Consider the following 16,850-nt stretch of genomic DNA (forward strand, 5'->3'; position numbering starts at 1 on the left):
GCGTTAGCGCAAGAACTGCGCAGTCAGGACCAGCCGATGCGGCCCTGGCCCAGCTGGTCCAGGCGCTCGCGCAGTGCAGCCTGGGCGTCGGCCGCGACCTCGAAGCGCATCTGCACCATGGGGCCGTGCTCGACCGCCAGGCTGCGCGCGCCGGCCGCCTCGAGCGCCCGGCGCACGCCGCCCTCCAGCGCATAGGGCAGCACGCAGGCCAGCGGCTGCCAGCGCACCAGCGTGACCTTGTCGGCCTGCAGCAGGGCCTGGGCCACGGCATCGGTGTAGGCCCGCACGAGGCCGCCGGCGCCCAGCTTCACGCCGCCGAAGTAGCGCACCACCGTGGCCAGCACACCGTCCAGGTCCTGCTGGCGCAGCACGTGCAGCATGGGCCGGCCGGCGGTGCCGCCGGGCTCGCCGTCGTCCACCGCGGCCGAGTCGCCGCCGGCCAGCAGCGCCCAGCAGACATGGGCCGCACCAGGGTGTTCGGCGCGCAGGCCGGCCACCACGCGCAAGGCCTCGGCGCGGTCGGCCACGGGCTGCACCTGCCCGAGGAAGCGGCTCTTCTTGATGACGAGTTCGTGCTGGACGGGACGGGCGATCGACTGCGGCATGGGCCGAGCTTACCCAGCCGGCCGTCCGGTCTCAGTACAGCGTGGCGCGCTGGCGGGCCGGCAGTTCGCGGTCGGGGCCGAGCCGTTCGACCCGGCGATCCGGCGCGACCTGGATGGCTGGCCGCCGGGCCTGCGGCTGCAGCCCTTCCTCGAAGACGAGGCCCTGGTCGTCGGCGCGCCGGCCTTGCTGCGTGCGCGCCCCGTGACCGCGCCGCAGGCATTGGTGGCCCATGTGCTGCAGGCCGCGCTGGATGGCCTGGGCCTGGCGCTGGCGCCTGCCAGCACCGTGCTGCAGGACCTGGCCAGCGGCCGGCTGCAGGCGCCGCTGCCGGCGCTGCGGCTGCCGTTGGAGCGCTACTACATCGGCCAGGCGCCCGATGCCGGGCCGGCGGCACAGGCCTTCCTGGCATGGCTGGAAGACGGGGTGGGCGCGTAGCGCGGCGAGCCGTCCCCAGGCCGTGTACGGGCGCCCCAGGCGGGGCATGCCCGCTCGCTATCATCGTCCGATGCCCGCCAGCCTCCCGTTTTCGCCAGCGCCGATGCCATCGGGCGGGCGCGTGCGCCGCCTGCTGGCGCAATGGTGGGCGGTGCTGCTGTTCGGCGCCGTGGCGGCGGTCTACGCGCTGTCGCCGTCCAGCCACGACGCGCGCAGCCGCGACGCCACCGCGCGGCTGCTGCACGCCACGACCTGGCTGGCCCTGCCCTGGTTCGCGCTGCTGAGCGCGCTGATCAGCCTGGCGCTGATCCGCACGTTGGTGGTCACGGCGCAGAGCTACGGGCTGTCGCAGTTCGCGCTGGAGATGGTGGTGCGCGTGCTGGTGCTCGAATTCGTGCCGCTGGGCGCCGCGCTGTTCGTGCTGCTGCGCGTGGCGCTGGCCGGCGACCTGCTGCCCGCGCCCGATGCGGCCGGCGGCCTGGCGCCGCAATCCATCGCGGCGCCGCGCTGGCGGCTCGAACTGGTGCCACGCGTGCTGGCGCTGGGCTTCGCCGTGCTGGCCCTGGCGATCGCCAGCGGCGTGCTGGCGCTGGTGCTGGCCTACACCGTGGTCTATGGCATCTCGCCCTGGGGCTTCGAGGCCTACACGCGCATGGTGGGCCGTGTGTTCGATCCGGCCGTGGGCCTGGCCCTGGGACTCAAGACCGCGCTGTTCGCGCTCACGGTGGCCGTGGTGCCGTTGGCCAGCGCGTTGCAGGAGCTCCCCGCCGAGCGCCGTGCCGGCGGCTTCGCGGTGCGCAGCGGCACGCGGCGCGTGCTGGCCGTGCTGGTGTTGTTGCAGGCGGCGTCGCTCGCGCTGAAGTTCCTGTGAGCATGGACGAACTGCAGGACGCTGCGCCGCCGCGCAACGTGGGCTTCAAGGCCGGCGTGCTGCTGGCCCTGGTGCTGGTGCTGCTGTGCGGCGCCGTGGCCTACCTGCTCTATGCGCGCGGCGTGTTCGAGGAGACCCAGGAGCTGCGCCTTCTGGCCGACGACTCCGAGGGCGTGAGCGTGGGCATGGACCTGACCTTTGCCGGCTTCCCGGTGGGCCGCGTGCGCCGCATCGAGCTGGCCGACGACGCCAAGGTGCGCATCGTGGTGGCCGTGGCGACCAAGGACGCCGGCTGGCTGCGCAGCACCAGCATCTACACGCTGGAGCGCGGCCTGGTCGGCGAGGCGCGGCTGCGCGCCTTCACCGGCGTGTTGACCGATCCGCCGCTGCCGCCGGGGGCGGAGCGAGCGGTGCTGCGCGGCGACGTGAGCGCCGAGATCCCGCGCCTGGTGGCCACCATGCAGGCGCTGGTGGGCAACCTGGAGCGCCTGACGCAGGAGGGCGGCCATGTCGACACCAGCCTGGCCAACCTGCGCCAACTGAGCGAGGGCCTCAACGGCCGCTACGGCGTGCTGGGCGCCGCGCTGGGCGGCGAGGACAACGCGAAGAAGCTGGTCGCGGCGCTGGACCGCGCCAATGCGCTGCTGGGCCGCACCGACCAGCTGGTGGGCAACGCCGACCGGCGCCTGTTCGGCGCAAAGGGCATGGCCGACGATGCGCAGGCCACGCTGCGCCAGGTCAACACCTTGCTGACCGAGGCCCGCGCCAGCCTGAAGAAGCTGGATGCGGTGCTCGTCGAAGCCCAGGCCGTGGGGGCCAACGCACGCGAGGCCACGGCCGACCTGGCGCCGCTGCGCGCCGAGGTGGAACGCAGCCTGCGCCGGGTCGACGCGCTGCTGGGCGAGGTCAACCGCAAATGGCCGTTCGCGCGCGAGACGGAGATCACGCTGCCATGAGGGCTGCGCTGCTGGCCGTGCTGCTGCTGGCGGGCTGCGCGGCGCGCCCGCCCGTGCCCGATTGGCAGGGCAACGCGCACGACGCCCTGCAGGCCGCCGTGGCCGCCACGCTGAACGGTGAGGCGCGCGTGGCCGACGCCGAGATGGCGCGTGCGCGCAGCGAGATCGCGCGCACCGGTCAGCCGGCCCTGCTGGCGCGGGCCGAGCTGGTGCTGTGCGCCGCCCGCGTGGCCAGCCTGGACCTGGATGGCTGCCCGGCGTATGCGGCGCTGGCTGTGGACGCGGCGCCAGCAGAGCAGGCCTACGCGGCCTTCCTGTACGGCACGGTTCTTCCAGCGCAGGTCGACTTGCTGCCGGCGCAGCACCGCGCGGTGGCCGTGGGCGGTTCGCTGGGGGCCGAGCCGCAGGACCCATTGGCGCGGCTGGTCGGCACGGCAGTGCTGCTGCGCCAAGGCCGGGCAGCCCCGGCCGACGTCGCGGCGGCCGTGCAGGCCGCCTCCGGCCAGGGCTGGCGCCGGCCGCTGCTGGCCTGGCTCGGCGCCCAGTTGCGCGGGGCCGAGTCGGCAGGCGATGCCGACGCGGCGCTGCGCATCCGGCGCCGCATCCAGTTGGTGAACTGAGAAGCTGTGAACGAACCGCTCACGCCCACGCGAGGCCCCCAATGACGAACTTCTCACGTTGCGACCGCTGCTCCCAGGGCCTCGCCCTTCGGGCCGGGGCGCGCCAGGCCACATGCGGGCGTTGTAGTCCTTGCCCGGGCACGAGCCCGGGCGGCGGACTGCGCCTACGCCTGTGGCCCGGCGCACCCCGTCGTGGCCGCGATCGGTTCATTCACAGCTTCTGAGCGCCCAGCGGCCTTGCGGTGCCGCTTGTCCGGCGGTGCATTGCATTCACACTTTCGGGGAAGTTCACCTGTCTACAATTTATTTCCCCGGCCTTGTGTGGGCCGGGTTTGTTTTCTCGAACCGGAGTTTTTCCATGCAACGACGTCTGGCCGTCTCGATGGCTGCTGTGGCCACGCTGGCCCTGGTGGGCTGCGCCACCGAAAGTTCGCGCACCGTGCAGGTGGCGCAGGTGGCGGCGGCCGCCACGCCCTATGGCGGCCCGCGCGTGCCGATCGCGGTGGGCAAGTTCGACAACCGCTCCAGCTTCATGCGCGGCGTGTTCTCCGACGGCGTGGACCGCCTCGGCAGCCAGGCCAAGACCGTGCTCATCGCGCATTTGCAGCAGTCGCAGCGCTTCTCGGTGCTCGACCGCGACAACATGGCCGAGGCCGCGCAGGAGGCCAAGCTGCAGGGCCAGGCGCAGCAGCTGCGCGGCGCCTCGTACGTGGTGACGGGCGACATCACCGAGTTCGGCCGCAAGGACGTGGGCGACCGCCAGCTGTTCGGCATCCTGGGCCGTGGCAAGGAGCAGGTGGCCTATGCCAAGGTCACGCTCAACGTGGTCAATACGCTGACATCCGAAGTGGTGTTCTCGGCCGGCGGCGCCGGCGAGTACGCGCTGTCCAACCGCGAGGTGCTGGGCTTCGGCGGCACGGCCGGCTACGACGCCACGTTGAACGGCAAGGTGCTGGACCTGGCCATGCGCGAGGCCGTCGATGCGCTGGTCGCGGGCCGCGACGCCGGCCGCTGGGGCCAGGAGCGCAAGTGAGCAGCACGTCCTTGCCCTGGCGCGCGCTGCCGCTGGCCGGCGCGCTGCTGCTGTCGGCCTGCGCGGCACCGAACAAGCCGCTGTACTCCTGGGAAGGCTTCCCGCGCCAGCAGTACGAGGTGCTGCAGCGCTCGGGTGCCGACCCGAACGCGCAGATTCAGGCCATGCAGGCCCACGCGGAGAAGGCGCGCGCCGCGGGCGCAGCGCTGCCGCCCGGCTTCCGCGCGCACCTGGGGATGCTGCAGCTGTCCACGGGCTCGGCCGAGCAGGCCCGTGCGAGCTGGCAGGCCGAGAAACTGGCCTTCCCCGAATCCGCGCCCTACATGGACCAGCTGCTCAAGCGGCTGGATGGCGGCACCGCCGCCCAGCCCGCCCCCGCGAACCCGTCATGAAACTCCGCCTTGCAAGCCTGGCTGCCGTTGCCGGCGCGCTGCTGCTGAGCGGCTGCGCCACGCAGCGCGCGCCCTACGACTACAGCGCCTTCCAGCAGGCCAAGCCGGCCACGCTGCTGGTGCTGCCGCCGCTGAACGATTCGCCCGAGATCAAGGCCACGGCGGGCCTGTGGTCGCACACCACGCTGCCGCTGGCCGAGGCCGGCTACTACGTGCTGCCGGTGGCGCTGGTCGACGAGACCTTCCACCAGAATGGCGTGCAGACCCCGCAGGACGCGCAGGCCATTGCACCGGCCAAGCTGCGCGAATTCTTCGGCGCCGATGCTGCGGTCTACCTCAAGATCACGCAGTACGGCACGAGCTACCAGCTGCTGGCCAGCGACACGCGCGTGACGGCCGAGGCCCGCATCGTCGACCTGCGCACGGGCACGCAGCTGTGGGCCGGCAAGGCCACGGCCTCGTCGGCCGAGCAGCAGCAGTCGCAGGGCGGGATCATCGGCATGCTGGTCACGGCCATCGTGCACCAGATCGTCAACACCAGCACCGATGCGGCCTACAACTACGCCGGCATCGCGGGCCAGCGCCTGCTGGGTGCGCCCAGGCTGGATGGGGTGCTGCCGGGGCCGCGCTCGCCGCTGTACGGCCAGGTGCCCGGCAACGCGCGCTGACGCGCGTCAGCTGGCGTTGCGGTAGGCCGCCAGCGCCATGGCGCTCAGGCTGCTGCCGGCACTGCTGACGGCGGAGAGCCTGTTCGCCGTGCTCAGCACGGCGGCCTGCTGGTCCTTCAGCGCCTGGGAGCGCTTGTCCAGGCGGGTCAGGTAGTCGCTCAGGCGGCCGTCGTCGGCCAGCGCCTGGGTACTGGCGCCGACCAGGCTGTCGCCCAGCTTCGACAAGGCATCGGCGACGCCGGCCGCACCGCCGGCCACGGCCTTGCCCAGCGCGCTGCTGTCCAGCGCCAGCTGGCCGTCCTGCTGGCGGGCGATGCCCAGCTTGGCCAGGTTGCCGCGTGGCGTGTCGAGCGCGTCGATGGCCTTGGCCAGTGCCCGCTCCGTGCGGCCGACGCCTGCGTCACCGCCCACGGCCGTGCCGGCCTTGAGCGTGGCGTTGTAGGCCGTGACCAGCTTGGCCAGCGCCGACTGGATCGCCTCGGGCGTGCTGGACGAAGACAGCGCGCCGAGCCCCTTGGCCGCCGTGCCCAGGTCGGCCAGGCCGGACTTGAAGCTGCCCAGCGCCGAGAGCGAGGCCGTCACGGTCTGGGCCTGCGCGGCGATGCGTTCATGCACCTGTGCCAGCACAGGGGAGATCTTGCCCAGCGCCTCGGTGTCGGCGGACTGGGTGGCGGAAGTGCTCTGCTGCGTGCTGCTGGCCAGCTTGGCCTGGGCCTGCGCGAGCACGCTGTCGACGGAGATGGTCGCGGTGCGCATGGCGGCAAGCATAGTCAGGCCCCCGCCGGGCCAGCGCCGGAAATGGCGGGCGAAGGCGGGCCAGTTCGGCCCATGTCGAAATCGGCCGTCCTCGTGCGTCGTGGCTGTACAGGACACTGTGTTCCACCCCACCCCAAGGAGATCGACATGCGATTCATGGTCATCGTCAAGGCCACGGCCGACAGCGAAGCCGGCGTCATGCCCAGCACGGAGCTGCTGGCCGAGATGGGCCGCTACAACGAGGAGCTCGTCAAGGCCGGCGTGATGCAGGCCGGCGAAGGCCTGCACCCGAGTGCGCGTGGGGCGCGCGTGCGTTTCTCGGGCCCGGCGCGCACGGTGGTCGACGGGCCGTTCGCCGAAACCAAGGAGCTCATCGCCGGCTTCTGGCTCTGGAAGTGCGCCTCGCTGCAGGAGGCCATCGCCTGGGCCAAGCGCTGCCCCAACCCGATGCCGGGCGACTCCGAACTCGAGATCCGCCAGGTGTTCGATGCCGAGGACTTCGGCGAGGCGTTCACGCCCGAGTTGCGCGCGCAGGAGGAGCGGCTGCGCGAGCAGGTCGCGGCGCGGCAGGCCGGCAAGCCGTGATGCAAAAGGGGGATGTGGCGGCGCGCGCTGCCGTGCCGCGGCCGTCGCGGCCGTGGGCTGCAAGGCATACTTGCCCGACAACTTCTGCGTTACGCCATGTCCGCTCCCCAGATCTCCCATGCTGCAGGCTCGACCCGGATCTTCGTGTTCGATGAGGTCTATCCCTTTCGTGCCGCGCAGGAGCAGGCCGAGAAGAAGAAGCTGAGCGCCTTCGGCCTGCTGGCCAAGATCAATCCCATGCGCCGGCCCACGGCCGAGACAGTGCAGCTGACCAAGCAGGAGCTGCGCTACGAGCCGTTCTGGCACATCACGGCCACGCGCTCCATCGACTACCGCAGCCAGGCGACCTACCAGGTCCCGGTGCACAACGCCTACGCGCAGCAGTTGCAGATCGAGGGGCTGCGCTTCGACGTGGCACGGCAGAAGGACAAGGCCCGGATCGAGTTCACGGCGACCGAGCAGTGCCACCGCAAGATCGGCTTCGACGAATACATGGACGGCATGAAGCGCGAGGTGGCGGCCGCGTCGCTGCCCGGCTACATCAAGAAGTACAAGTTCACCGAGCACGAGGAGTACGAGAACCCGGCGCTGCTCAAGCCGTCCTTGCCGCTGCAGGCCGCGACCGACCTGGCCATCGCCAAGCTGTCGAGCGAGGCCGTCACGGCGCACGAGGTGTTGCGCAACGACTTCGAGTTCGAGCGCCGCCACCTGTACGCCCGGCCCGTGTTCGCGTTCGAATACCGCTGGGGGCCGGCCGACAAGACGGGCGTGATCGAGGTGGACGGCCTGACCGGCGAAGTGGTCGAGTCCGGCCGCTGGTTCGACGAGAAGTTCACGCAGCGCTTCACGCGCGAGCGGCTGATCGACCTGGGCGCCGAAGCCGCCAACATGGCGCTGCCCGGCAGCGGCATCGTGATCAAGGCGATCAGCTACGGGACGGAAGGGCTGCGCAAACCCTAGCGTGGGCCTGCACGGCGTCAGCGCACAGCCGGCCTTCCTGCATACTGCGCCGATGTTCCGCATCGGCCTGCTCTCCGACACCCATGGCCTGCTGCGCCCCGAGGCCCTGGCCTTCCTGCGCGGCAGCGACCACATCGTGCATGCCGGCGACATCTGCGACCCGGCCATCCTCGACCAACTGGCCGCCATCGCGCCGCTGACGGCCGTGCGCGGCAACAACGATTTCGGCGCCTGGGCCGAGCGCCTGCCCGAGACCTGCGTGGCCGACATCGGCGGCCTGCGCCTGTGCGTGCTGCACGACCTGGCTCAGCTGCGGCTGGACCCGGCGGCAGGCGTGCAGGCGGTCGTCACGGGCCACTCGCACAAGCCGCGCATCGCGCGCGAGGACGGCGTGCTCTACGTGAACCCGGGCAGCTGCGGGCCGCGCCGCTTCACGCTGCCGATCGCGGTGGCGGAGCTGCTGGTGGATGGCGGCGACGTGACGGCGCGCATCCAGGAGCTGGTGTGAGCGCCGTACTCAGGGTGGGCGTCGCCGAGACCCCGCGTCTCGCATTGCGCCAGCTGACGCTGGACGACGCGCCGTTCTACCTGCAGCTGCTGAACGAGCCGACCTGGCTGGCCCACATCGGCGACCGTGAGGTGCGCACCTTGCAGGACGCGCAGGCCCACATCGCCGCCCACATCCTCGCGCCCTATGCCACGCATGGCTTCGGCATGTACCTGGTGGAGCGCCGCGTCGACGGTGCGCCGCTGGGCCTGTGTGGCCTGGTGCAGCGCGAGGCCCTGCCGGCACCCGACATCGGCTTCGCGCTGCTGCAGCAGCACGAAGGGCTGGGCTATGCGCGCGAGGCCGCGCAGGCCGTGATCTGGCATGCCTTCCGCGGGTTGCAACTGGCGCGGTTGCTGGCCATCACGGCGCCGACCAATCTGCGCTCGACCAAGCTGCTGGGCGCACTGGGTTTCCACTTCCAGGGCATGGTGCCGGTCGGCGACCGTTCGCTGCGCCTGTACGCCCTGGCGAGGAGCTGAGATGCGCCACCCCGCCATTCTCCTTTTGTGCTGCTGTGCCTGGGGGCATGCCGCACCGCCGCCTGCGCCCGTGCAGGCCGAGATCGACGCGCTGCTGGCTGGCCTGCAGGCCTCGGGTTGCGAGTTCCAGCGCAACGGCCGCTGGCATGCGGGCGGTGAGGCTGTCACCCACCTGCAGAAGAAGCGCGACTACCTGGAGAACCGCGATGCCATCCGCAGCACCGAGGATTTCATCGGGCTGGCCGCCGCCGAAAGCAGCATGAGCGGCCAGCCCTACCGCGTGCGCTGCGCTGGTGCCGAGCCGGTCGACAGCCGCGCCTGGCTGCAGCAACGGCTGCAGGAACTGCGCCGCAGGAAACCCTGACGAAAACAGACAAAGGAGACTCCCCATGTTCCCCCCCGACATCCTGATCGCCTACCTGCTGGCCACGCTGCTCGTGGTGCTGGCGCCCGGGCCCGACAACATCCTCGCGCTGAGCCGCGGCCTGGGCCAGGGCCGTGCCGCGGCGGTCGCCTCCTCGGTCGGCGCCGGGCTCGGCATCATGGTCCACACGCTGGCCGCCACGCTGGGGCTCACGCTCGTGGTCCAGGCCTCGCCGCTGGCCTTCTGGGCGATCAAGATCGCGGGCGCGGCTTACCTGCTGTGGCTGGGCGTCAAGGCGCTGCGTTCGCGCAGCCTGATCTCGTTCGCGCCAGCGGCGCACCAGAGTCTGCCGCGCGTGTTCTCCACGGGCTTGCTGTCCAACGTGCTGAACCCCAAGCCGGGCTTGTTCGTGCTGGCCTTCATCCCGCAGTTCGTGAGTGCAGAGCGCGGCTCCGTGCCGCTGCAGATGCTGGCCTACGGTGCGATTTTCGCGGTGCTCACGGCCGTGATCTTCTCGCTGCTGGGGGCCTCGGCGGCGCGGCTGTCGGGCTGGCTGTCACGCCGGCCGCGCGCCACGGCCTGGCTCAACATCGGCGCCGGCGCGACCTTCGTCGTCTCCGGCCTGTCCATCCTGGCCCTGGGCAACCGGCGCTGAGTCCATGCCGAGCAGGCGGCGCTGCGCCGCCTCGACGCTGGCGACCACGGTCCTGCCATGCGTGTAGCCGCGCGCCACGATCTGGTCGATGCTCTTCCACTGCAGCATGCCCACGCGTTCCAGCGCCGGGTGGAAGTACAGGTCGCAGCCCTGCTGGGCCTGGGTCTGGCGCGACATGCTGTACAGCCCGGTCACCGTCATGAGGTAGCTCGGCAGCGAGGGCAGGCGGTAGCGCCGCTGGGCGGGCGGCCGCAGCCGGTCGCGCCACAGGCTGATGTTGCCGGGTATCTCGCCGGCCGGCACCTGGGTGGGGCCGCGCGTGTTCAGGTTCACGCCGATCACGTAGCCCACGCCGCGCATGCGGCGCATCTGGTCGACCGGGAAGTTGTTGAAGGTGCCGCCGTCGCACAGCAGCTCGCCGTCGCGCACCACAGGCGGCAGCGCGCCCGGGATCGAGATGCTGGCCAGCAGCGCCTGCACGAGCTTGCCGTGCGCGATGCGCTGCTCGCAGGCGCGCGAGTAGTTCGTGGCCACGCAGTGGTAGTTCTTCCAGAGGTCCTCGATGTCGGCATCGAAGCCCACCAGCGACTGCACGGCGCTGCGCAGCACGCCGCGCAGCCGCACGCCCTTGAACAGCGAGAGCAGCGGGAACAGGTTCATGTCGCCCGTGGGGTTCACTGCGAAGGCGCTGCGCGCGTTGGCCATGACCGTCTCCAGGCTCTGGTCGGAGGCCACGTAGGCCGCCATCACCGCGCCGATGCTGGTGCCGCCGACCCAGTCGATCTCCACGCCCTGCTCGCGCAGCACGCGGTACACGCCCAGGTGGGCGAAGCCGCGCGCGCCTCCGCCGGCCAGCACCAGGCCGACAGCGGTGCGCGTGAGCAGCCGCGCCATGCGCGCCATGTCGCGCGCGAGCGCAGGGCGCAGGTGCACATGGCCGGCCAGCGGCCGGCGTTCCAGCCAGGCCGCCGTGCCCTGGGGCGAGCGCCGCTCGGCCGGGTGCAGCAGCACCAGCAGCTCGGACACCTCGGTGCGCGGCGGGCGGTGCATGAGGAACTGCTGCTCCACCGCGTGCAGCGCCACCGGCTGCGCGGCATCGGCCAGCAGCAGCAGCTCGTCGCAGTGGCGGCAGCAGCGCTGCGTCCAGGCCGTGGGGCCGGCATCGGCCAGCAGCAGCACGGCGTCGTGCGTGGCCTCGATCTCGTCGAGCAGCAGCGCCACGCGGCGGCTGGCGTCGGCCCGGGCCTCGGGGTCGGCATCGTCGAGCGAGACGCCGGCATCGGCCAGGGCCTGGTGCACCTGCGCCGCATCGACGATGCGCACGCGGCCTTGGCCCTGGGTGTGGTGCAGGCGCTCGCTGATCTGCTGCGCGAGGTCGGCTGCAAAGGCCGCGGCGTCCACGCCGGCCGTGATGGGCACCAGACCGATCGCCACCGGCCGCTCGTGCGCCTGCTGGCGCTGCTCGCCCTTCAGGCGCTGCACGATCTGGCGCGTCAGCGCGATCGACACCTGGGCGCTGCTTTCCAGCAGTGGCACGAACTCGGACTTGGCCAGGCGCACCAGCACCGAGTCGCGCACCGCCACCACGGTGGCCGCGCGCGGCTCGCCGGTGTACAGGCTCATCTCGCCCACGGTCTGGCCGCGCGCCATCTCGCCGACCATGCGCTCGCTGCCGTCGGCCGCGCGCACGTAGGCACGCAGCCGGCCGCTGACGATGAGGTACATGGAGTCGCCCTGTTCGCCCTGGTGCATGAGCGTCTCGCCGCCGGCGATCTCGATCCAGCGCAGGTGGCGGCGCAGGTGCGCCAGGGCGGTGGCCTCGACTTCGCCGAAGATGGTCTTCAGGTGCCGGGCGAGCAGTTCGTCGTGAAAGCGCTGGCGTGCCGTCGAGGAGTCCATGGGCCTGGAGAAAGGGGACAGGGCGGGGCTGTTGCAAATTGTAGGCGCCCCCCCGGGCGGCTTGGTCCCCTCGCGCATGGCTGGATTGGCTCTTTGCAGCAGGCCGGTGTGCAGGTAGCTTCGGCCGCTGTCCTTTTCATCGGAACCGCACACCATGAGCCAGCGCGTGAATGCCTTCGACCAACCCATCGGCGCCGCCGTGCCGGACTGGACGCCGCGCCCACGCCCGCAGCGCGTGACCCTCGCCGGCCGCCTGTGCCGGCTCGAACCGCTGGACGCCGAACGCCACGCGGCCGACCTGCACGCGGCCTATGCCGACGCGGCCGACGGACGTGCCTGGACCTACATGGCCAGCGAGCCTTTCGGCGATGCGGCGGCCTACCGGCGCCACGCCCAGGCCATGGCCGCCAGCGAGGACCCGCTGCACTTCGCCGTCGTCGACGGGGCCAGCGGCCGTGCCGTGGGCACGCTGTCACTGATGCGCATCGATGCGGCCAACGGCGTGGTCGAGGTCGGCCACGTGATGTTCTCGCCGCATCTGCAGCGCACGCCGGTGTCCACCGAGGCCCAGTACCTGCTCATGCGCCATGTGTTCGACGAATTGGGCTACCGCCGCTACGAGTGGAAGTGCGACAGCCTGAACGCACCCTCGCGCCGCACCGCGCAGCGCCTGGGCTTCACGTTCGAGGGCGTGTTCCGCCAGGCCATCGTGACCAAGGGCCGCAACCGCGACACGGCCTGGTTCGCCATCATCGACAGCGACTGGCCGGCCGTGCGCGCGGCCTTCGAGGCCTGGCTGGCCCCGGCCAACTTCGACGCCGACGGCCACCAGCGCCAGGGCCTGGCCGCGCTGCGCGCCGCGCACAGCGGCGCGGCCCGCGCCGATGTGCAGTTGCGCCCGCTCGCGGCGGCCGACCATGCCGCCTGGCTGCCCCTGTGGCGCGGCTACCAGCAGTTCTACAAGGTGGAGCTGGGCGAAGCGCTGGACGCGCGCACCTGGCAACGCCTGCTCGACCCGGCCGAACCCATGCAGGCCATCGGCGCCTTCGACGCCGCGGGCCAGCTGCTGGGCATCGTGCACTGCATCGAGCACCGCTCGACCTGGACCGAGGGCCCCTACTGCTACCTGCAGGACCTGTTCACGGTGCCGGCCGCGCGCGGCCGCGGCGTGGGCCGCGCGCTGATCGAGGCCGTCTACGCCCACGCGGCTGCCCAGGGCGCCAGCCGCGTCTGGTGGCTCACGCACGAAAGCAACGCTGCGGGCCGGCTGCTGTACGACCGCGTGGCACAGAACGCCGGTTTCATCCAGTACCGCAAAAGCCTGTAGGAGGCTCGGGCCACGGTCCTACGGCGCGCGCCGAGCGGCTTGGTACGATGCCGGCCTCACCGCACCTGCCGTACACCGCCCATCCTGCCTGCATGGACGCTGCTTCCTCGTCATCACCGCACATCGCTGCCTCCGGGCCGGGCGACGACCGCCAGGCCGTGCTGACGGGCCGCTGGACGGCTTCCGACCTGGCGGGCGGCGACCATCTGGGCCGCGTGCGCCAGGCCCTGGCCGCGTTGCCGGCCACGGCCGGTTGGGATCTGCAGCAGATCGAGCGGCTCGACCACCTGGGCGCACAGCTGCTGTGGAACCACTGGGGCCGCCAATGGCCGGCCCAGCTGGCGCTGTTGCCCGAGCAGCGCAGCATGCTCGAGCGCGTGGCCGAATTCAGCTGCGCGCGCAAGGTGGAGCCGGACGGCGGCTTCGCGCAGACCATCGACACGCTGGGCGCCAGCGTGCTGCGCGGGCTGGGCCAGCTCAAGAGTGGCGTGCGCCTGATCGGCCAGCTCGCGCTGGACGGCCTGCGCTTCGCGCGCCGGCCGCAGTACGGCCCCTGGCGCGACATCTCGGGCCACCTGTACCAGATGGGCGCGATGGCGCTGCCCATCACCGCGCTGGTCGGCGCGCTGATCGGCGTGGTGCTGGCCTACCTGACGGCACTGCAGCTGCGCCAGTTCGGCGCCGAATCCTTCATCGTCAACATCCTGGGCGTCTCGCTGGTGCGCGAGCTCGGGCCCATGCTGGCGGCCATCCTCGTGGCCGGGCGCTCGGGCTCGGCCATCACGGCGCAGATCGGCGTGATGCGCGTGACCGAGGAGCTGGACGCCATGCGCGTGATGGGCATCGCGCACGGCTTTCGGCTGGTGCTGCCGCGCGCCATCGCGCTGGCCATCGCCATGCCGCTGATCGCCACCTGGACCACGCTGGCCGGCATGGCCGGCGGCATGCTCGCGGCCGACCTCGCGCTGGGCATCACGCCGGCCTACTTCATGGGCGCGCTGCCCGATGCGGTGAGCGCGGCCAACCTCTCCCTGGCGGTCAGCAAGTCGGCCGTGTTCGGCATCCTGATCGCGCTGATCGGCTGCCACTACGGCCTGCGCGTCAAGCCCAACACCGAGAGCCTGGGGCAGGGGACAACGGCCTCGGTGGTCTCGGCCATCACGGCCGTGATCCTGGTCGACGCGCTGTTCGCGGTCGCTTTCCGCAGCGTCGGGATATGACGGACGAAGTCGTCTCCATCCAGGGCCTGTGGACCGCCTTCGGCGAGGGCCGCGACCAGGTCGTGATCCACAAGGATCTGGACCTGTCGATCCAGGCCGGCGAGGTGGTCTCGCTGGTCGGCGGCTCGGGCACCGGCAAGACCGTGCTGCTGCGCCAGATGCTGGGGCTGGAGAAGCCCTACCGCGGCGAGGTCATGGTGCTGGGCGAGCCGGCCGCGCAACTGGGCCGGCGCGGCGCCGCCAGCCGCGTGGGCATGCTGTTCCAGCAGGGCGCGCTGTTCTCGGCCTTCAGCGTGCTGGACAACATCGCGTTTCCGCTGCGCGAGTTGCGCCGCCTGCCCGACGAGCTGGTCTACGACACCGCGCTGGTCAAGCTGCAGATGGTGGGCCTGGGCCCGCAGCACGCCGGCAAGATGCCGGCCGATCTCTCGGGGGGCATGGTCAAGCGCGTGGCCCTGGCGCGTGCGTTGGCCATGGACCCGCCACTGCTGCTGCTGGACGAGCCCACGGCCGGGCTGGACCCCCACGGCTCGGACGAGTTCGTCGAGCTGCTGCGCTCGCTGCACCGCGAGCTGAACCTGACCGTGGTGATGGTCACGCACGACCTGGACACGCTGTTCGCCCTGTCCAGCCGGGTGCTGGTGCTGGCCGAGAAGCGCGTGCTCGTGCACGGCACGCCGCAGGAAGTGGCCGCCTACGACCACCCCTTCGTGCGCGACTTCTTCCAGGGCGAACGCGGCCGCCGCGCCATGACGCCGATCGAGCGCATCGTGCCCGCGCCGGTGTCCACCGAAAAGGATTGAGATGGAAAACAAAGCCCATGCCATGGCCGCCGGCATCTTCGTGCTGGTGGTCTCCGCCTTGCTGATCGCGCTGGCGGTCTGGCTCGGCCGCGAGAGCGGCAGCAGCCACGCCTACGAGTTGTCCACCAGCGACACCGTGACCGGCCTGCAGCCGCAGGCGCCGGTGCGCTACAAGGGCGTGGCCGTGGGCAAGGTCACCTTCATCGGCTTTGACCCCGACGTGCCCGGCAACATCGTGATCCGCCTCACGGTGGACGACACCACGCCGCTGTCGCCCAGCACCTTCGCCACGCTGAGCTACCAGGGCATCACCGGCCTGGCCTTCGTGCAGCTGGACGACTCCGGCGAAACCGCACAGCCCCTGCCGGCCGGCGCCAGCGGCGTGCCGCGCCTGCCGCTCAAGAACTCGCGCCTGGGCGAGCTGACCGACCAGGCCCCCGAACTGCTGGCCAAGGTGCAGCAGGCGCTGGACAGCATGAACAAGATGCTGGGCGAGCAGAACCAGAAGAAGGTCGGCGCCGTGCTCGACAACACGGCCGTGGCGACCGAACGCATCGCTGCCGTGGCGCAGAACGTCAACCAGCTCGTCGTGCAGCTGGACAGCACGCTGCGCCAGCGCGTGGACCCGGCGCTGGCCCAGGTGCCGGGCATGGCGCAGGAGCTCACGCGCAGCCTGCAGGCGGTGCGCACGGCGGCCGACGACGTGGCCCGCATGTCCACCAACATCGACAAGACCGCCGACCGGCTGAACCAGAAGGACGGGCCGCTGGACCGGCTGGCCGAGGGCACGGCCGCGCTGTCGCGCGTGGCCGAGACCTTCGGCGCGGCCACGCTGCCGCGCGTGAACCGCGTGAGCGAGGACGCCTCGCGCGCGGCGCGCCAGTTGAGCCGCACCGTGAACGGCATCAACGACAACCCGCAGTCGCTGATCTTCGGCAGCGGCAACGTTCCACCGGGGCCGGGCGAAGCCGGCTTCGCGCCACCCGCCGCCGCAGGAGCCAGATGATGGGCCGCACCGCATTGCTTTCCCCCTTGTTGCTGGCCGCGTTGCTGACCGGCTGTTCGGCACTGCCCGACAAGCCGACGCGCCCCGCGCAGTACGACTTCGGCCCCGGCCCGGTCGCCGATGCGCCCACGGACCGCCGTGCTCCCCTGGCGCCTTTGGCCCTGGACGAGGTCGAGGCCGCAGGCCCGCTCGAGGCCGGCACGGCCGTGCTGTACCGGCTGGGCTATGTCGATGCGCAGCAGCTGCGCCCTTATGCCCAGGCGCGCTGGAGCATGCCGCCCGCGCAACTGGTGCGCCAGCGCCTGCGCGAGCAGCTGGGCCAGCGCCGCACCGTCGTAGGTGCCGGCGAGGGCGCGGCCATGCTGCGCAACGACGGCCGCCAGCCGCTGGTGCTGCGCGTGGAACTGCTGGAATTCAGCCAGCTGTTCACGGCGCCGGCCCAGAGCGCGGGCCTGGTGCGGCTGCGCGCCACGGTGGTCGACAACCTGCCGGCCGGCGAGAAGGTGCTGGCCCAGCGCCAGGTGATCGTGCAGCGGCCCGCGCCCACGGCCGATGCGGCCGGCGGCGTGCGCGCGCTGGCCGAGGCCACGGACGCGGCGGCGGCCGAGCTGTCGCAGTGGCTGGAGACGGTGGTGCGGTGAAGCCTTCCCGCGAAGGTGAATGGC

The 16,850-nt window shown here is 71.9% G+C and carries 21 protein-coding genes; 18 read left to right on the top strand and 3 right to left on the bottom strand.

The window, feature by feature from the left end:
- Window positions 1-23: 23 nt before the first annotated feature.
- Window positions 24-605 (bottom strand): IMPACT family protein, encoded by a 582-nt coding sequence (locus ACSQ4M_RS08935; RefSeq protein ID WP_436189228.1) that lies wholly within the window; start codon window positions 603-605, stop codon window positions 24-26.
- On the opposite strand from ACSQ4M_RS08935, the gene ACSQ4M_RS08940 reads away from it, so the two are divergent.
- From ACSQ4M_RS08940 to ACSQ4M_RS08970, 7 genes are all read left to right on the top strand, one after another.
- Window positions 604-1,041 (top strand): LysR substrate-binding domain-containing protein, encoded by a 438-nt coding sequence (locus ACSQ4M_RS08940; protein WP_436189229.1) that lies wholly within the window; start codon window positions 604-606, stop codon window positions 1,039-1,041. The two genes, ACSQ4M_RS08935 and ACSQ4M_RS08940, sit on opposite strands and share 2 nt — an antisense overlap.
- A gap of 70 nt (window positions 1,042-1,111) precedes the next feature.
- The gene (locus tag ACSQ4M_RS08945) at window positions 1,112-1,912 is read left to right on the top strand and encodes an ABC transporter permease (protein WP_436189230.1); all 801 of its coding nucleotides are present in this window, start codon (window positions 1,112-1,114) and stop codon (window positions 1,910-1,912) included.
- A 2-nt stretch (window positions 1,913-1,914) separates the two neighbouring features.
- Complete coding sequence (locus ACSQ4M_RS08950) at window positions 1,915-2,868, top strand: MlaD family protein (protein WP_436189231.1); 954 nt, start codon at window positions 1,915-1,917, stop codon at window positions 2,866-2,868.
- A complete protein-coding gene (locus ACSQ4M_RS08955; protein WP_436189232.1) occupies window positions 2,865-3,488 on the top strand; it encodes a hypothetical protein in 624 nt (207 codons plus the stop codon). Before ACSQ4M_RS08950 ends, ACSQ4M_RS08955 begins: the two co-directional genes overlap by 4 nt.
- A 358-nt stretch (window positions 3,489-3,846) precedes the next feature.
- Window positions 3,847-4,521 (top strand): CsgG/HfaB family protein, encoded by a 675-nt coding sequence (locus tag ACSQ4M_RS08960; protein ID WP_436189233.1) that lies wholly within the window; start codon window positions 3,847-3,849, stop codon window positions 4,519-4,521.
- A complete protein-coding gene (locus tag ACSQ4M_RS08965; protein ID WP_436189234.1) occupies window positions 4,518-4,913 on the top strand; it encodes a DUF4810 domain-containing protein in 396 nt (131 codons plus the stop codon). The genes ACSQ4M_RS08960 and ACSQ4M_RS08965 overlap by 4 nt, the downstream gene beginning before the upstream one ends.
- Window positions 4,910-5,581 (top strand): DUF799 domain-containing protein, encoded by a 672-nt coding sequence (locus tag ACSQ4M_RS08970; protein WP_436189235.1) that lies wholly within the window; start codon window positions 4,910-4,912, stop codon window positions 5,579-5,581. Before ACSQ4M_RS08965 ends, ACSQ4M_RS08970 begins: the two co-directional genes overlap by 4 nt.
- A 6-nt stretch (window positions 5,582-5,587) precedes the next feature.
- Here the strand turns inward: ACSQ4M_RS08970 and ACSQ4M_RS08975 are convergent, their stop codons facing one another.
- Window positions 5,588-6,337, bottom strand: a complete 750-nt coding sequence (locus tag ACSQ4M_RS08975; RefSeq protein ID WP_436189236.1) for a hypothetical protein — start codon at window positions 6,335-6,337, stop codon at window positions 5,588-5,590.
- 147 nt (window positions 6,338-6,484) lie between these two features.
- On the opposite strand from ACSQ4M_RS08975, the gene ACSQ4M_RS08980 reads away from it, so the two are divergent.
- From ACSQ4M_RS08980 to ACSQ4M_RS09005, 6 genes are all read left to right on the top strand, one after another.
- Window positions 6,485-6,922: a YciI family protein gene (locus ACSQ4M_RS08980; protein ID WP_436189237.1), complete on the top strand. Its 438-nt coding sequence runs from the start codon at window positions 6,485-6,487 to the stop codon at window positions 6,920-6,922.
- Window positions 6,923-7,018: 96 nt separating this feature from the next.
- Window positions 7,019-7,882: a hypothetical protein gene (locus ACSQ4M_RS08985; RefSeq protein WP_436189238.1), complete on the top strand. Its 864-nt coding sequence runs from the start codon at window positions 7,019-7,021 to the stop codon at window positions 7,880-7,882.
- 52 nt (window positions 7,883-7,934) lie between these two features.
- A complete protein-coding gene (locus tag ACSQ4M_RS08990) occupies window positions 7,935-8,390 on the top strand; it encodes a metallophosphoesterase family protein (RefSeq protein WP_436189239.1) in 456 nt (151 codons plus the stop codon).
- Entirely contained in the window at window positions 8,387-8,911 is a 525-nt protein-coding gene (locus ACSQ4M_RS08995) for a GNAT family N-acetyltransferase (RefSeq protein WP_436189240.1), read from the top strand. Before ACSQ4M_RS08990 ends, ACSQ4M_RS08995 begins: the two co-directional genes overlap by 4 nt.
- A 1-nt stretch (window position 8,912) precedes the next feature.
- Window positions 8,913-9,275, top strand: a complete 363-nt coding sequence (locus ACSQ4M_RS09000) for a DUF5329 domain-containing protein (protein ID WP_436189241.1) — start codon at window positions 8,913-8,915, stop codon at window positions 9,273-9,275.
- A gap of 25 nt (window positions 9,276-9,300) precedes the next feature.
- Entirely contained in the window at window positions 9,301-9,930 is a 630-nt protein-coding gene (locus ACSQ4M_RS09005) for a LysE family translocator (protein ID WP_436189242.1), read from the top strand.
- Here the strand turns inward: ACSQ4M_RS09005 and ACSQ4M_RS09010 are convergent.
- Window positions 9,832-11,829 (bottom strand): patatin-like phospholipase family protein, encoded by a 1,998-nt coding sequence (locus ACSQ4M_RS09010; protein WP_436189243.1) that lies wholly within the window; start codon window positions 11,827-11,829, stop codon window positions 9,832-9,834. The two genes, ACSQ4M_RS09005 and ACSQ4M_RS09010, sit on opposite strands and share 99 nt — an antisense overlap.
- A gap of 154 nt (window positions 11,830-11,983) precedes the next feature.
- Between ACSQ4M_RS09010 and ACSQ4M_RS09015 the strand changes: the two genes are divergently transcribed.
- The 5 genes from ACSQ4M_RS09015 (at window position 11,984) to ACSQ4M_RS09035 (ending at window position 16,826) form a co-directional block, all read left to right on the top strand.
- On the top strand, window positions 11,984-13,156 hold the full coding sequence (locus ACSQ4M_RS09015) for a GNAT family N-acetyltransferase (protein ID WP_436189244.1): 1,173 nt from the start codon (window positions 11,984-11,986) through the stop codon (window positions 13,154-13,156).
- A 92-nt stretch (window positions 13,157-13,248) separates the two neighbouring features.
- A complete protein-coding gene (locus tag ACSQ4M_RS09020; RefSeq protein ID WP_436189245.1) occupies window positions 13,249-14,376 on the top strand; it encodes an MlaE family ABC transporter permease in 1,128 nt (375 codons plus the stop codon).
- Window positions 14,373-15,179, top strand: a complete 807-nt coding sequence (locus tag ACSQ4M_RS09025) for an ABC transporter ATP-binding protein (RefSeq protein WP_436189246.1) — start codon at window positions 14,373-14,375, stop codon at window positions 15,177-15,179. Before ACSQ4M_RS09020 ends, ACSQ4M_RS09025 begins: the two co-directional genes overlap by 4 nt.
- 1 nt (window position 15,180) lies before the next feature.
- Complete coding sequence (locus ACSQ4M_RS09030) at window positions 15,181-16,185, top strand: MlaD family protein (RefSeq protein WP_436189247.1); 1,005 nt, start codon at window positions 15,181-15,183, stop codon at window positions 16,183-16,185.
- Entirely contained in the window at window positions 16,185-16,826 is a 642-nt protein-coding gene (locus ACSQ4M_RS09035) for an ABC-type transport auxiliary lipoprotein family protein (protein ID WP_436189248.1), read from the top strand. Before ACSQ4M_RS09030 ends, ACSQ4M_RS09035 begins: the two co-directional genes overlap by 1 nt.
- The last annotated feature ends 24 nt before the right edge of the window (window positions 16,827-16,850 follow it).

This window comes from Pseudorhodoferax sp. LjRoot39 (genome assembly GCF_964253035.1).
GTDB lineage: Bacteria > Pseudomonadota > Gammaproteobacteria > Burkholderiales > Burkholderiaceae_C > Pseudorhodoferax.

What these genes read in the sequence shown, in the direction of transcription:
- ACSQ4M_RS08950 (WP_436189231.1), top strand. Translation starts at nt 1,915, where the DNA reads ATGGACGAACTGCAGGACGCTGCGCCGCCGCGCAACGTGGGCTTCAAG.
- ACSQ4M_RS08945 (WP_436189230.1), top strand. Translation starts at nt 1,112, where the DNA reads ATGCCCGCCAGCCTCCCGTTTTCGCCAGCGCCGATGCCATCGGGCGGG.
- ACSQ4M_RS09000 (WP_436189241.1), top strand. Translation starts at nt 8,913, where the DNA reads ATGCGCCACCCCGCCATTCTCCTTTTGTGCTGCTGTGCCTGGGGGCAT.
- ACSQ4M_RS08935 (WP_436189228.1), bottom strand. Translation starts at nt 605, where the DNA reads ATGCCGCAGTCGATCGCCCGTCCCGTCCAGCACGAACTCGTCATCAAG.
- ACSQ4M_RS08990 (WP_436189239.1), top strand. Translation starts at nt 7,935, where the DNA reads ATGTTCCGCATCGGCCTGCTCTCCGACACCCATGGCCTGCTGCGCCCC.
- ACSQ4M_RS09015 (WP_436189244.1), top strand. Translation starts at nt 11,984, where the DNA reads ATGAGCCAGCGCGTGAATGCCTTCGACCAACCCATCGGCGCCGCCGTG.
- ACSQ4M_RS08975 (WP_436189236.1), bottom strand. Translation starts at nt 6,337, where the DNA reads ATGCGCACCGCGACCATCTCCGTCGACAGCGTGCTCGCGCAGGCCCAG.
- ACSQ4M_RS09010 (WP_436189243.1), bottom strand. Translation starts at nt 11,829, where the DNA reads ATGGACTCCTCGACGGCACGCCAGCGCTTTCACGACGAACTGCTCGCC.
- ACSQ4M_RS09020 (WP_436189245.1), top strand. Translation starts at nt 13,249, where the DNA reads ATGGACGCTGCTTCCTCGTCATCACCGCACATCGCTGCCTCCGGGCCG.
- ACSQ4M_RS08980 (WP_436189237.1), top strand. Translation starts at nt 6,485, where the DNA reads ATGCGATTCATGGTCATCGTCAAGGCCACGGCCGACAGCGAAGCCGGC.
- ACSQ4M_RS09030 (WP_436189247.1), top strand. Translation starts at nt 15,181, where the DNA reads ATGGAAAACAAAGCCCATGCCATGGCCGCCGGCATCTTCGTGCTGGTG.
- ACSQ4M_RS08985 (WP_436189238.1), top strand. Translation starts at nt 7,019, where the DNA reads ATGTCCGCTCCCCAGATCTCCCATGCTGCAGGCTCGACCCGGATCTTC.
- ACSQ4M_RS08940 (WP_436189229.1), top strand. Translation starts at nt 604, where the DNA reads ATGGGCCGAGCTTACCCAGCCGGCCGTCCGGTCTCAGTACAGCGTGGC.
- ACSQ4M_RS08960 (WP_436189233.1), top strand. Translation starts at nt 3,847, where the DNA reads ATGCAACGACGTCTGGCCGTCTCGATGGCTGCTGTGGCCACGCTGGCC.
- ACSQ4M_RS09035 (WP_436189248.1), top strand. Translation starts at nt 16,185, where the DNA reads ATGGGCCGCACCGCATTGCTTTCCCCCTTGTTGCTGGCCGCGTTGCTG.
- ACSQ4M_RS08970 (WP_436189235.1), top strand. Translation starts at nt 4,910, where the DNA reads ATGAAACTCCGCCTTGCAAGCCTGGCTGCCGTTGCCGGCGCGCTGCTG.
- ACSQ4M_RS09005 (WP_436189242.1), top strand. Translation starts at nt 9,301, where the DNA reads ATGTTCCCCCCCGACATCCTGATCGCCTACCTGCTGGCCACGCTGCTC.
- ACSQ4M_RS08955 (WP_436189232.1), top strand. Translation starts at nt 2,865, where the DNA reads ATGAGGGCTGCGCTGCTGGCCGTGCTGCTGCTGGCGGGCTGCGCGGCG.
- ACSQ4M_RS09025 (WP_436189246.1), top strand. Translation starts at nt 14,373, where the DNA reads ATGACGGACGAAGTCGTCTCCATCCAGGGCCTGTGGACCGCCTTCGGC.